Below are 13,161 nucleotides of genomic sequence, written 5' to 3'. Positions count from 1 at the left end.
CGTCCTCCAAGTCGGTGAAAATTCCTAGGTCTGTAGCGCTAGCAACCAAGACGCACCTTCGGCAATGCTGTCTGGATTTTTGTACACTGCACAGGCTTGTTGAAAAGATCTGCTAGCATTTGTGTACAAAATGGAATAAGAGGCAAAGCTGCCATTGGTAGTCAGGGAATTGAAGTTTTTATGGTCTTCCAGTGTTTTTCCTATACTGTAAATCTCATACAAAATACCTTCGAGAGTAGCGCGAATAAAGTGCTGCCGCTCATGTTTGATGTTAATTCCGAAGTAGGAGCCTCTAGCGTTTGCATTCCAAATCGGAGCTCGCTCACCTAGAAGATAGGGAAGGAAAAGCAACCCATCGGAACCAGGCTTTATTGTGGATGCTTCCGTGATCAGTCCTTTCATGGCATATTCTATATCATAGGCTTCCTTGAAATCTCCAAAATGTTTGGTGAACCATTCGAAAGCAATTCCTCCATTATTAGTAGGCCCACCCGAAACGTAGTATTTGTCAGTCAGCAAGTAGCTAAAAATTCGTTGTTGAGGATCATTTAAAGGCTTTTTTCCGACAACTCGGACTGCACCGCTATCTTCAATCGTAATGGTTGCTTTCTCTTCTTCCCATATTCCACCTCCCAAAGTTGCGAGGCATCCATCGCTCGAACCAATGATGATTTTAACTCCTTTGGACAACCCGAGTGATTTTTGATATTCACTTCGTAGTCTGTTGAGTGGATGAAAAACAGGGACTAAATCTGGTAACTGTTCAGCCTTTATCCCAGCAAAATCCAGCGCGTTATTTTCCCATTTTCGCGTGTGGATGTTCAATAAGCCAGTTGCAGATGCTAAGCTATAATCAAGCAGATAGTCTTGAGTAAGTTGCTGAATTATGTAGCTTTTGATGGTGATGAATTTGTCGGTTTTTTCGAATCGCTTGGAGTCGTATCGCTTCATCCAGGCTATTTTTATCATAGGTGACATAGGATGAATAGGAGTTCCTGTGGCTTCGTATATTTTCTGTCCTATGCCGGAATTTTTTAACTCAAGCGCCTCATTTTTACCTCTATTGTCAGCCCAGGTAATTGCATATCCTATCGGAACTCCATGTCTATCTACAGGCAATACACTATGCATGGAGGCGCTGAAACAGATAGAAATCACGGTATGATTTTTAGGGTGAATCTGCTCGCTTAGGAGGTTTTTCAACACATATAGCATGGTGATGAACATCTGGTCAGGGTCCTGCTCGCTGTAGTCTGGCTCCCGGTGAAAAGTAGGGTAAGAGCCCTTAGATTTAGCAATGACATTGCCTTTCAGATCTATTGCCAGGATCCGAACTGCGTTTGTTCCGATTTCTATCGTAATAATACATTCCATAGTCGTGGGATAATGTGGTTAGTTGGATGTATATCTCTTCCGGTATTCATTGGGTGTATGGCCCGTAAGCTTCTTAAATGTGGTAGAAAAATGCTGAGATGAATAAAAGCCCGTCTCCAATGCTATATCTGTAATGTTTATATCCTTCAGTTTCAACAAGCGAATGGCTTCTGAAATTCGAATATTGATTAAATAAGTTTAAGGGAGGGAATCCGGTGTAATTTTTAACCTTTTCTGTAAAGGTAGTCGTGCCTAATCCCATCAAAGCCGCCATCTCCTCAACGGTCCATTTATGAGAAAGATCTTTTCTCAAACTTTCTTCTAAGTTGGTGAAGGATTTTGGGAAATCACGTCTAGATACTGCCTGTCTAGTGACCTGTCTGCATAGCAGGATTAGGATAGAATCTAAGATGTAATTCACCCGTGTAAAACTACCTATTTCACTGTTTTCAATCTCTGACTGCATTACCTGAAACATAGAGGAAAATTCACCTGCTCGCATCACAGGTTTTTGATTTGATTCGAGAATTTTACCAATAATTTGCCATTCACTTTTTTTTATTCTGCTCCATTTTCCTAGAACCAAATACCCCTCCGAATCAATTTTTTCTACCTTAAGGTAGATCCAATAAAGTGTGCCAATGCCAAAATACCCATGTGCTCCGCCTATTTCTTGACCTGGTAAAATTAGTGCAGAATCACCTGGGTATAGTGTCTCATTTTTGCCATTAATAATCCAATCAAATTTTCCGTCTACTATATAATAGAGTTGTAAATAGTTAGCCTTTCTCACCTCAAAGGAATCTAAGGTGACAGAATTATTATTTCTCAATCCAAATTCTACTATATGTGGAAATCGATTGACTTCCTCTAGCGTTTCATGTTGATATTTAAATGGACAATGAGGCATCTGTTGGCTGCTGATAAGTGCAAAATTAAATCACTTTTTCTAGTGCTATACTATTATTAAATAGACATATAAAATGATTCATGTCTTCCTTTTTTTTACTTATTCTATTATCTAATAACTAATTATTATGGTGTTCTTGGATTGATTTGATTGTTTTAAATTTATTTATGTTTAAATGTAAATATCGCTAGGTGGACTGGTCGGTTTTATTTTATGTTATTCATCCAGTCGCTATTAATTTTTATAAGTTGATGTTAATAATCGTTGTGTTGAACTAGGAGGTTTTTGGACTGTGCATTTTTAATTTTGATGTCTGTCTTATGTATATATATGCTGTTTCATCATTAAGAGATTAAATAATCTTAAGATAAGCTAAACTCTAGATTTTAGGCTACTTCGTTCACCTGTTTTCGGTCTTCCCGTCAGGTGAACAAAGAACTAATGGATGCTGGAATCATTGCGGATAATAATATCTCTTCTATATCTATCATTTTTGCGGTAAAATTACCCTATGCAAAACCTGTTGTTTTGAATAGGGTTACTTAGTCTTTCCCCAAGCTTTGGCCATTTGTGCGGTGAATTTCCCAGGCTCACCGTCAAACTGAATTATATTGCAATCTTGGACATTCCAGCTGCTCATCGTAGCCGAGTTATATCCTGAGATTAAGTAGCCTGCATTGTCGTAGTAGGTTACCTTGGGGTTTTTCGCCCATTCATTTTTACCTCTTTTCTCTATAAAAATGGTTTTCCCTTCTGTTAAATTGTGATCTTCAATGTACTTGAGTGTTACATTTTCCTGATCAAAAAAGTGCCCAGCTTGCCACTAGACCTCCACCTATATGGCCTTGCTGCCAGTACTTGTGATCAATCATTTTAGCATTGGCATATTGAGTAGGGATATATTCATAGAGCCACTGTCTGAATGGTAGATTTGGTATATCTGCGACCTTTTTTGCCCGCCAAGCCTCTGCCATCTTTTTAGTGAAATCATCAGATTTTCCACCACTGTATTGAATCACCGCTACTAGGCCCACCTCAAAGTGTCCCATCGTGGCTTCATCATAGCTGGGTATACTATATCCCACTCCGCTAATAAAGTTAACATTGGGAATGGACTCCCATCCTTGGCTTTTAGGTTGTTCTATGAATATAGATTTGCCTTTAAAAAGTCCGTGAAGTTCTTTCAACTCCATTTGAGAATTGACATCAGAGCCCCAAGTTACTGTCAGTTCATCATTAGGAAAATAGCTTTGATACCAAGCTCCATGATAGGTGATAGGATTGTTAGGGTGTTTTGCCTTCACATAGTCCACTAGCCAAAGAGCGAAGTTCAACTCTGATTTGTCAGGCGTTTTTGAGTACACTTCTTGCATTTTTTCTACAAATGGACGCGTGTTCGCTCCGTTAAAATGGATAACTGCCAGACGTCCTGCATCAAATTTGCCTATGCTTCGCAGAGCTCGTAATTTTAGGACAGCATTAGTTAACCAACGCCCTTATAATATTGAATGAAGTATTCTTTACCCAATCAGTTTTTATCCTCTTTGGCTTATAAATATGGTCTGGTTTTCATTAGAGTCCTCACTAACACCTTCAGATCCATTTGATCCCGAAGCGTTGTTGCCCCAACTTCATCCGACGTCATATTCTGGTATTTCTACTACATGACACCAAACCGTGTGTCATGGAGCAAATCATCTTGAGGAAATTACTGATTTTGTGTAGTCTTTTAACCATACTAGTCATGGATGATTCGTATTCTGGAGTATTTTCAAACAACCAATCTGTCTGCATCCTTTACGCACAAACTTTTTCTGGCGCCTCTACCTCTAAACTGCAGAACTGAAAGCTTCGCCAGCTTCGGAGATCCCCATGGCACTTCAGGATCTCGCCTGGGACTGAAATAGCCTGCGCCTTCTGTCAATTCCATGGTCGGGATTGTAGTCCAATTGTCATTGATTGGCTCTGAAAATGTAAAGCGCTTTCCCTCTCATCAGTGGCCTTGTTCACTCCTTTCAACTTCAATTGTTCCTGCGGTAAAAACGCCCAACTCTGATCGTAACATACTATCCGCTGGGATCACCGCCTGGTACCAATCTTTGTTGTCTATTATTTCGACTTCCAAGGACCTTGAGAAGGAATGTAGTCTCGTAACCGATCAGCCAGAATTAATTCATCTTTCTGTTGATGTTCTCGCCTGTGAGATGCTTGAGCACGGGCAAATGCACGATAAACAATCTGTGAGCAGGATAACAAAAGAAGTATGCCTCCCCACAGTCTTGGGTTCTGATTTCAGTAGGTTTGTTGGGTTTTGTTGTTAATATTAGAAGGTTATGGGCTCTGGCTAGAATTTTTGTATTCATTCATGTTTGATCTTATTTTCCAAGATAGATTTATGGTCTTTCATTGAAAGGAGATTTAATTTTTGACTCCATAAAACTGCTGATTTCCTTGTGATCCGTTTTTTCAGTAAAGCCAAAAACACATATAGCTTCTGTGCCTGTGTATGCACGCTCTGTCTCCATCTCTTCCAAAACTGAAAATCACTCATATTCTTCTCCCTGTCTCCATCCTTCATCACCTGCCGTACTGGGTCCTGACGTCACGAACGCCGGCATAGAGTACTGTAGCTGGGCCCTTTGGGTCGCTGTCTGCTAAGTAGAAGAAGTGGAGAGGGGAATTTACTTCCAAATTCAGGTTCTGAGTGGCCTAGACCTCCTGATTTGATTTCTCGGTGTACGACCATCTTTTAACACGTAATAGTCTTTCTCCACAGAAGCTTCTTGCTCTCCCCCAACCGGCCCTTCAAACAGAAATGCATACTTGTCATCAGCTCTGATGATTTCGATTGTAGCCGATGAGAAGGAAACGGTAACTCCAGTTTCATCAGGAAGGATTGGAGCTTCTACGGATCAGGTGAGTCACCAGAAAGGCTGTCTTCAAAAAAGCTAATTCCTTTCCACTTTCATCCACCCACCATGAGGTGGAGTTGCTTTTGCGCTGTGTCGATGATTGAAGTTTCCCTCGCCGAAATTTGGCCAGCTCTCGGAAATTCATGTTTACCGCCTGCATTGGAGGACTTGTTGTATCCTCGATCGGCATCGTTGCCAATATCCAGTCGTTTCCTGCCTGATCAGAAGCACTGCTGAAACCTGTTTTTCCTTCGGTCTCACCATTCTCAAAATGCCAAGTTGCCACCTGCAGCGGCGATTTTCCAACACATGTTGTCGAAATGGCGAACTTTAGTCACCAACACCGTATGTGGGAATGGAGAATAAGGACTGACCTGCATCTGGTTCTAGGTGTTCAGAAGTAGGCGAACCTTCCACCTCGATAATCGTCCTTCTGTAGGCGTATAGATTAGGCTCACCATTCGTCATAGACTTCCGAGGTTGCATGAATCAGATCTTCCGGAGGCATTCGAAGGAATATGGACAGTAGCTTTGGAAGAAGTGCTATATCTGAATTTCCACTGACTCTTTATACGTACTTCGCTCAGCATCAGAAAGACCAGTTTGTAGCTCAAAGCATCTCCGTCAGGATCACTCGAGCCTTCAGCACTCAATGTGATTTTTTTCTCCTGAAGAAGCGGACATCCTCAGCACCTTTCGAGATTTATCTCCATTGAGTATGGGCTGTGGGATGGTGGTTAGCATCTTCATGCTTGCTGCTAATGCTCCAGTCATCCGTGCCCTGCAAAATCATTGTTATATCCTTTGTTCCATTTTTGAGATGGCTTCGGCTTTTTGGGCATCTGTATTTCCATACATCAAGTAAGGGTCATATTGTGTTTCTCCGTCTTCCTGAATTTTAGGAACCTCTGAGCATACTTCGTATCCCAGCTTTTTTGGTGAAACTGAAACGACCTCCCCAGCCACTCTTGATCAATCTGCTCAGGGTCATTGAGTCCATCGGCATAGATATGCATGAACGCAGGCGTGTCTCCTTCCATTGCCCATTGTGTAGATCCGCGTATATACCCTGTCCAAGCGGCCCATGTCCTTGGATGTGTTCAGCGGCGTATTCTTTTGGAGGTTGCCAGCCATAGACTCCTAGTTGCTCGGATATAGAAAACATACCGGGCAGCTTCTTTGGCAATCCAAGCACCAGCAATCGCCTCGCCCTAAGACATCAGAACAATCTTAGCTTTCGACAAAGACTCCTTCAATTCTTGCTGCGCTAACGGGTTTCTCTTACTTTCCAAATCGCTCTCAGCAATGAGTATTCATTCTCGCCCCATCCCATTACCCAAGGAGCCCGCGGATGCATCCTCGTCTGCTGCTGCTATGATGAGTTCTGATCCTGGGCTGTCCTTTCCTGTACCCACGTCGCTCATACCATAGCCATCTTGTCCCATAACAGCAATGGATTTAAGGTATTCAGGTGTTGGGAAACCAGCAGCATGGACTGTAAGGTTTGGATATAAGCTTCTTCATAAGCATCCACAATCACATCTAAACATAGTTGTATTGTCCTGCGTTTTTTTCCAGCATCCTGTCACAGTGACAATTAAAAATCCTTTCAATGTCGAATTCATTTCAAGCGACCAGCTGCAACCAACGAAACAGATTGCCTGTCATCTCGATTAACTAGCCTCAGGTGCTGGTCGGATCATTATTCTAGGTTTGTATGACTTACTTTCATTTTCCTGTTGTTCGGCCCTAGTTTTATGGGGAGAATAAAAAAGTAGTGCAACTATTGCCACACAGAAAATCAATTGGTTAGGCTTCATGTAAAATAGGTTTCTGGGTTCATCTGGTTAATTGACTTTACATATCGATAGCGTAGTTTTTTGCTGTCCAGCTCTCACTGCTTTTAAATTTCAATAGGTTTAATAGTTAGGCATTTTGATGTGTGACACATCTAAGGATTCACTTTGACAATTATCCTTTTATAGCGCGTTAGGGCAGGTGACTCCTGCCCTGTCACTGCCAGAATACTGGCTGTCATTCTTCCATGATTTCCCTGGTTGGCTAACCTGCGAAGAACGCATTTGCTGTAATCTGCATTTCCATCATTCAATGGAAGCAGTTTGCACCACTTCGCTGGCGCAGGGTCTCCAGGCTCACCATAGTGAAACCAGTGGAGTAGCTTGGACACTGTCCCCATCTGGATCGCTGTGCTCTTCGTCGGCACTGAGTTCGATTCCTTATCTCCAACTTTGGCTAAAATGAATTCTGGAGTTTTCAGTTTGATTACTGGTGGATGATTTGCATCCTTGTAGTCTTTGATTGTCCAGTCCATTCTTAGCTTCGAAATCATTTTTTGCGTAGGCCTCTCTCCAGCGCCAGATTGTTGCTTTATTCGTCGTACGCCAATTTCCATCTGCACCGTACACTTCATCCATGGCATCTGTCCAAAGTGGACGTGTTCCCGGCTCAGAAACCAACTTTCTGCTCAAGGTCGGTGAAATTCGTATCGACCTCCCCACTTTCCGTAACCCGGTCGCTCCGGATCTTCCATGCCGGTATGAATCGGATAGCGTGAAACTCGGGACATCCTCTTCAGTGAGGCATTCCGTGCGGGTATTCGGCTCCCAAGGGACCTTTGCTGCGGATATGCTCGTCCCAGCCGGGGACTCTGTCCACGATCTCAAAGTTTCCCCCAGCAAATCTGCCGTGGAATGTGTCTCCGCTCATCGCCTGACCAAGTTGCGAAATGATAAGCTCCCAGTGCGTGGATCCCAGGACTTGCTATATAAAAAAGGTTCGGGGAAGTCTCTCTAGCCAAGGGCCGCTATTGTCTTGGTCGGATATCGTGTAGAGCACGGAGTTTCGCTACAAATTTTGCGAGGTCTTCAGAACTTCTGGTTTCTTTGATTTTCCATAGTGCTTGGGCAAGACAATTCGGTCCTCCCCAAACAAGAACCCAAACAGTGTCGGTCATCCTCCTTATCCACTGTACTGATGATTAGTTCAGACCCATCGGAGTCCATTCCTTTCCCAGACAGCTTCCATCCCATATTTTGGCATGCTCTTCTTTCACGATTGTTCTTAGGTAGTCAGCGGTGGGATAGCCTTGCTCATGTTTTTCTGAGTTGTCTCGCACTTTGCTGTAAGCATCCAAGATTTCAAGTATTCTCCAAGTCGCAATCTCATTTTGCTGATGTATGGAAGTGGTGGCCACAAGTCCTTCTACATCCCATTTGATTGGAAGGTATGTAAGAAAGCGAACCAAGGACATCGCATCGTCAGGTTCATTTTCTATATCTGTCAGGACGATGATTCGTTCTTTTTCTGTGCTGCTTTGGGCAAATAGATCGACCTGTCCGTGGAGTAGAATTCCGACTAAAATCGTCCAATATCTAAAATACTTCTTCAATTATCTGATGGGTTTCGATGCTTTAATGAGGCTTAGTTTGATGTTAGAATGAGGATTGCGTCCTCCCAACCAGTTGGTGGCGTGATCATTCTGAGAACTCACCAGTTTGGAACCATTCAGCCGTACTTTCACGCCCTTCCATCGGATCAAACCAATTTGCTTCAGCGTCTTTATCTAGGATGTTTTTAACAGTTGCCTCTGAATTGTCAGAGAAATAGACCAGAATTTTCTTGCCGGAAGAGAGTCTGACCGCTGCTTTTAGGCTTTCGTTGTCACTTTCAGTTCCTTGTTCAGAATGCTTTGGTCGAGGAATCCGTTCAGACCAATTCTTTTCGGATAAGTAGTTTTGCCAGCTGCGCAAACTGAACTGCTCAGGAAATTCAAAGCTCGCTTGCCGCAGGTAAAACCACAATTGTAGTTCCCTTGAGTACCGCGCATTGCCCAAATAGGGCCTGCTCCAGTAAGCGTGGCCAGCTCCTCCAGCAAAAAATGTATGGTATACTTGTCGACGCAAACGGAGAGGAGTAATATATCCGCACTCTTGACCGTAAGCTCCAAATTCGTAGGAACCCTCCAGGAAATAGACTTGGCTTCTTAGGATTGTCCAGATTGTATTCTCTTGCCATCAGTCGGATATACTTCGTTGACCTGTATTGTTCCATCTCTTCCACCCCATTGGCTGTGATCCAAGCATCTTCATCGAAACCAAGTGAGAGGAGTTGTCACTTGGGTCTCCATCAGGGTGATAAGTGAAAAAAATGTACCTTCCATGCTTGATCAGCTTTATTCCATTGAACTGTTTTGCCAGTGACCCCATTGGCTATCCCTTCTGCCATTGCCCCGGAAAATGGAACGCCTGTCCACATTTTTTTCTGAGTATCGTATCCTGAAACTGCAAAATATTTTCCTTTCGCATCTCCACCCAGAAGCCCAGCAGTCTGTGAGGTTCTGTCTTCTATCTTTTTCCTAAAAAAAACACCGTATTCTTTAGCCTCCTGCGCTGTAAACTCTTGATGAGCGCCGCTGAGATTGATCTGTTATTGATATAGGCACGTCCCCGAGTTTGGGAGGAGGGCTACATACATATTTCTTTTTTTGATCCCCTCGATGATATAGTCTACATGATCCCAATCATCGTTTCGGTGCGTCAGGAGATCCCCCAGACACAACTAGCGGTTTCGCAGTGTTGGGGTTGTCTTCTCCACCGGTGAATGGACGATGACCATAAGCATTTGCAGCATTGTGCGGGCCATTTTTTAAACCCGACGCTCGCGTAGGGAACCCCAGAACGCCACAGATTGGATGACGTTCGAAGCTGAGTTGCTGTCGGTTATCAAGGTATCGATCTACTTCTTCGCGAGTTAATTGCTGAAAACGTGCCCCATCCAGTCTCAGCCATCCAAAGAAATGGTGTGCCGTCTTTGTGTTCTATATAGTGACCGTTTCCTGCAACCTGGAGTTTGCCATGGCTATCCCATGGTGCTTGGGCAAAAACATTTACCGAAAAATAGGAAAGTGGGACGTCACGTAAAAAATCAACTGCTCTTCGAGTGGTTATTTAGGTTTGGGTTATTAGTTAAAAAGGAAAATATCTCTGAGCCGAATTGGCTTTTAATTGGATCTCTCGGGTCTACTTCTTTCTTCATTTTTACTTTAATAATCACTCGTCTATACCTAGTTAAAGCAGGGCTTACATTGTCCGTGACTTCAGCGGATCACATGTATTGTTTGCCCAGCTTTTCCCCATCTTTGCAACTGGAAGTCTTTCAGTTTTGTGTCTTGCTCTCTATTTGACTTGATTGATTGACACCTCTCCTTTGTAAGTTCCTGGATCTTGATACTGCCACCAGCTGTAGTTAAGTTTATCTCCGTCTGGATCGTGTGTCGATCCCGCTGCACTGCAGTTCTTCCCACTTGATCCTGCTTTTAGAAGCAAGTCTTCACTGTGAGCCAGCTTAACTATGGGCTCATCATTCGCTTCATCATAGGACTTGTGATGGTCCAGTCTTGCACGTGCTGCAAAATCATTTTTGCATCGCAGCAGTCCAGCGCCACAAGTGGTTCCAGATAGTCTGTGAGTTCTTGATCGTTGGGCATTTCCTCCTTATAGCTCGCCCTCTTCCCCATGCTGAGTTTCCATGCCATTCTGCCTTCAGGGTAAGTATAAGAGGAATCCAACACGGGGTCTTAGCCAAGTATTTCTGCGGGACTTCAATCACCACCCCCACCTCCAGCGTCTGGAGATTCCATGTCCTTCCGCAAAGCCTGTAGGCCCTGGTCTGAACAAGCTTGGAGCATCTCCTTCAGATCTGAAATCTCCCTTGTCAAATCCCTTGTCACCTTCTTCATGGGCAGGATACATGGACAAAAGCTGGGCCGTGTGCTTCACGAGATTTCCATTCATCCAATCTGCAGCAAGGTATTTCTTGCTCAGCTTCTGGCAAATACTTTTTCTCAATGATAGAAAATGAGCAATGAACTGAGATTCCGAGATCATCGTGGTCAGATTGTCAATTTGCCCTGAGACTGGCGCAACGCATTTCTGAAACGTCTCGTCTTGTTCCCAGATGAAATAGAGTCGGATTATCCTAGCTACGGCATCCATTTTTTCTGGATGATCTTTCTCTATAGTTTTCAATGCTCGAGCAGTAGTATTTGTCCCACCCCAGAGCCTGTATCCAGATATCGGCAACTTGCGTCAGATTCATCCGAACAGTACTTTTACCAGATGTCTCTAGATCCCGCCTGCTGATTTTTTCCATTTCACCTTCCGTCTCTACATTGCCTAGAAAGGTTCTGGACTTGAGGAATTCTGCTGTAGGATAATCCTTATCATGCTTAAGCAAATTCGGTTGTACTTTTGGCGTAAGCATCCGAAGTAGGGTACACCCCAGTCATCTGCAAGCCGATCCGTGTCCATGCCAGTGGTAGTATCTAAAACTTGAAGTGACCATCCCTCGATACCCCATTCGTTGGAAACATAAAGGAGACAGGCTGAACCAGAGAGCATTCATCATCTATTTCCCCATCACTTGTTACGATGACACGTGGTTTTTCTGTCTTTTCCTGAGCAATAAGATCAGAACCTAAACTGCTGATTAGAATAGCTAGGAGTATGGATTTAGGAAAATGGATAAGTAGGTTCATGGCTGTTATGTTTCACATTTAAGCTGCTGGTACATTAGGTTTTAAGGTTTCACAGTTACTATTACACGGGTATATCGCGCTCAGTGCTGGACTACCGTTATCAGTCACTGCACAGATTAAATGGATGGTTCCAGCTCCTTGCGGCACACTAAAAGAAGATTGCGCTTGATCAGCGTCTGTCAGTCTTACCTGCTCGCCTGCATTTGCAAGAGTGCTTGGCTCGGTATGAACATACCAATGGTAGCTAAGTTTATCTCCGTCTGGATCTTTGCTGCCAGGCTACACTTAGTTTGATGGTGTCACCAGGTTTGGCACTCTGATTCAGCTTGCTTTTAGTGTGGACAATTGGAGTGGTGATTTGCTTCAGCATAGGTCTTTACGCTCCAGTCTGCCCGAGCGGCAAAGTCATTCTGCATCGCATCAGACCAGCGCCACATAGGTTTGAAATAAGTGCTGCGTTGTGTCTGTAGTAGAATGCTTGGAACCTTTCACGTAATACTTGCTCTTCCCCAACCATTACTTCCGGTACCACCTACCTTCTCGGATACTCATAGCCAGAGACAGGCAATCTGAATCCAGCCGAGGCATTGTCACGGAACTTTTACAAATCCCTCCAACCTCTCATACATTGGTGATTCCAAACTTCTCAAAGCCTGTAGGGATCGGTATCGAAAAAGCTGGAGCAATCTCCTTCAGAGCGGGAAAATCACCAGTTAGTCACAGCGGGGAACACAGTGAGCCAGGCTGAAGCACATAATTTCGAGATCTTGGCTTTCATCCATCGACCCTCAAAATATCAGGATCATTTCCTGAAGGTTGCACCAAATGAATCCCCTGCATAGGCGATCGCCTCAAAATCTCATCCGCGATGATGGTTCGAGATATTAAATATTTCCCCGATTCGTTGACCGAATGTATTCCCGATAAGTCACATCCTGTCTTCCAGATTCTAGTATACAGACGCATCTTGTTAAGCTACCATATTCCATTTTGTCAGGATGGCTTTCTCCGATGCTTTTCAAAGCTCTGGCTAGTGTAGTTCTGCTCCCGCCCCAAGCCTCTGAATACGAATAGGACGATCATCTGGTCCATCCAACAAAACTTTCACTATAAGCTCTGAACCGGGAGTCATTTCAGTCATTTCACCTTCAGTTTTCACGTTGCCTAAGAGCGTTCTTTCGCGTGAAAATTCTGGGCCAGGAAAATCAGGCATCTCACTGGGCTTCACGCAGGTCTTGCATAATCCTTGGCGTAGGCATCCAACAGGAAGGATCAATCCAATAATCACCAGGCCTAATCTGTGGTCATGCGCATGATATTGTGAACTGGAAGGTGGTCTTAGGGTTACCACTGTCAGTTGACTGATGCCTTAGGGATATGTAATGAATGAGTAAGGTTACATAAACATA

Annotated in this window: 18 protein-coding genes and 3 pseudogenes; all 21 read right to left on the bottom strand. The window is 43.7% G+C overall.

Features of this window, described 5'->3' with window-relative positions:
• Window positions 1-24 precede the first annotated feature (24 nt).
• Window positions 25-1,374, bottom strand: coding sequence for a gluconokinase (locus AC0L6R_RS13805; RefSeq protein WP_473271756.1), 1,350 nt, complete (start codon window positions 1,372-1,374; stop codon window positions 25-27).
• 18 nt (window positions 1,375-1,392) lie between these two features.
• On the bottom strand, window positions 1,393-1,530 hold the full coding sequence (locus tag AC0L6R_RS13800) for a helix-turn-helix domain-containing protein (RefSeq protein ID WP_473271755.1): 138 nt from the start codon (window positions 1,528-1,530) through the stop codon (window positions 1,393-1,395).
• A gap of 1,554 nt (window positions 1,531-3,084) precedes the next feature.
• Window positions 3,085-3,657 carry a hypothetical protein gene (locus AC0L6R_RS13795; RefSeq protein WP_473271754.1) on the bottom strand — a complete coding sequence of 191 codons (573 nt, stop codon included), beginning with the start codon at window positions 3,655-3,657 and terminating at the stop codon, window positions 3,085-3,087.
• A gap of 398 nt (window positions 3,658-4,055) precedes the next feature.
• Window positions 4,056-4,214: a hypothetical protein gene (locus AC0L6R_RS13790; RefSeq protein WP_473271753.1), complete on the bottom strand. Its 159-nt coding sequence runs from the start codon at window positions 4,212-4,214 to the stop codon at window positions 4,056-4,058.
• 956 nt (window positions 4,215-5,170) lie between these two features.
• Window positions 5,171-5,482 carry a hypothetical protein gene (locus tag AC0L6R_RS13785; RefSeq protein WP_473271751.1) on the bottom strand — a complete coding sequence of 104 codons (312 nt, stop codon included), beginning with the start codon at window positions 5,480-5,482 and terminating at the stop codon, window positions 5,171-5,173.
• A gap of 44 nt (window positions 5,483-5,526) precedes the next feature.
• Complete coding sequence (locus AC0L6R_RS13780; protein ID WP_473271750.1) at window positions 5,527-5,664, bottom strand: hypothetical protein; 138 nt, start codon at window positions 5,662-5,664, stop codon at window positions 5,527-5,529.
• Window positions 5,661-5,849: a hypothetical protein gene (locus tag AC0L6R_RS13775; RefSeq protein ID WP_473271748.1), complete on the bottom strand. Its 189-nt coding sequence runs from the start codon at window positions 5,847-5,849 to the stop codon at window positions 5,661-5,663. The genes AC0L6R_RS13780 and AC0L6R_RS13775 overlap by 4 nt, the downstream gene beginning before the upstream one ends.
• 245 nt (window positions 5,850-6,094) lie before the next feature.
• Complete coding sequence (locus tag AC0L6R_RS13770; RefSeq protein ID WP_473271747.1) at window positions 6,095-6,361, bottom strand: hypothetical protein; 267 nt, start codon at window positions 6,359-6,361, stop codon at window positions 6,095-6,097.
• Between the two features lie 148 nt (window positions 6,362-6,509).
• A pseudogene (locus AC0L6R_RS13765) lies at window positions 6,510-6,698 on the bottom strand (nucleoside hydrolase-like domain-containing protein); the annotation flags it as partial.
• Window positions 6,699-7,147: 449 nt separating this feature from the next.
• A complete protein-coding gene (locus AC0L6R_RS13760; RefSeq protein ID WP_473271745.1) occupies window positions 7,148-7,627 on the bottom strand; it encodes a hypothetical protein in 480 nt (159 codons plus the stop codon).
• Window positions 7,628-7,788: 161 nt separating this feature from the next.
• The gene (locus AC0L6R_RS13755; protein ID WP_473271743.1) at window positions 7,789-7,923 is read right to left on the bottom strand and encodes a hypothetical protein; all 135 of its coding nucleotides are present in this window, start codon (window positions 7,921-7,923) and stop codon (window positions 7,789-7,791) included.
• Window positions 7,924-8,020: 97 nt separating this feature from the next.
• Window positions 8,021-8,605, bottom strand: a pseudogene (locus AC0L6R_RS13750) (DUF1593 domain-containing protein).
• Between the two features lie 85 nt (window positions 8,606-8,690).
• Complete coding sequence (locus AC0L6R_RS13745) at window positions 8,691-9,119, bottom strand: hypothetical protein (protein WP_473271741.1); 429 nt, start codon at window positions 9,117-9,119, stop codon at window positions 8,691-8,693.
• A gap of 819 nt (window positions 9,120-9,938) precedes the next feature.
• Window positions 9,939-10,037 carry a hypothetical protein gene (locus tag AC0L6R_RS13740; RefSeq protein WP_473271986.1) on the bottom strand — a complete coding sequence of 33 codons (99 nt, stop codon included), beginning with the start codon at window positions 10,035-10,037 and terminating at the stop codon, window positions 9,939-9,941.
• A gap of 354 nt (window positions 10,038-10,391) precedes the next feature.
• Window positions 10,392-10,541: a hypothetical protein gene (locus AC0L6R_RS13735; protein ID WP_473271738.1), complete on the bottom strand. Its 150-nt coding sequence runs from the start codon at window positions 10,539-10,541 to the stop codon at window positions 10,392-10,394.
• Window positions 10,542-10,564: 23 nt separating this feature from the next.
• Entirely contained in the window at window positions 10,565-10,783 is a 219-nt protein-coding gene (locus tag AC0L6R_RS13730; RefSeq protein WP_473271736.1) for a hypothetical protein, read from the bottom strand.
• 37 nt (window positions 10,784-10,820) lie between these two features.
• Window positions 10,821-11,243 (bottom strand): hypothetical protein, encoded by a 423-nt coding sequence (locus AC0L6R_RS13725; protein WP_473271734.1) that lies wholly within the window; start codon window positions 11,241-11,243, stop codon window positions 10,821-10,823.
• Complete coding sequence (locus AC0L6R_RS13720) at window positions 11,194-11,478, bottom strand: hypothetical protein (protein ID WP_473271732.1); 285 nt, start codon at window positions 11,476-11,478, stop codon at window positions 11,194-11,196. The genes AC0L6R_RS13725 and AC0L6R_RS13720 overlap by 50 nt, the downstream gene beginning before the upstream one ends.
• Before the next feature lie 61 nt (window positions 11,479-11,539).
• On the bottom strand, window positions 11,540-11,752 hold the full coding sequence (locus tag AC0L6R_RS13715; RefSeq protein ID WP_473271730.1) for a hypothetical protein: 213 nt from the start codon (window positions 11,750-11,752) through the stop codon (window positions 11,540-11,542).
• Window positions 11,753-11,770: 18 nt separating this feature from the next.
• Window positions 11,771-11,968 (bottom strand): annotated as a pseudogene (locus AC0L6R_RS13710) (hypothetical protein); the annotation flags it as partial.
• 814 nt (window positions 11,969-12,782) lie between these two features.
• Complete coding sequence (locus AC0L6R_RS13705) at window positions 12,783-13,103, bottom strand: hypothetical protein (RefSeq protein ID WP_473271727.1); 321 nt, start codon at window positions 13,101-13,103, stop codon at window positions 12,783-12,785.
• Window positions 13,104-13,161 lie beyond the last annotated feature (58 nt).

The sequence above is a fragment of the Algoriphagus sp. 10J20-15 genome (genome assembly GCF_055809615.1).
The sequence above is the reverse complement of the archived record's forward strand: the minus strand, read 5'-3'. Positions and strand labels throughout refer to the sequence as shown.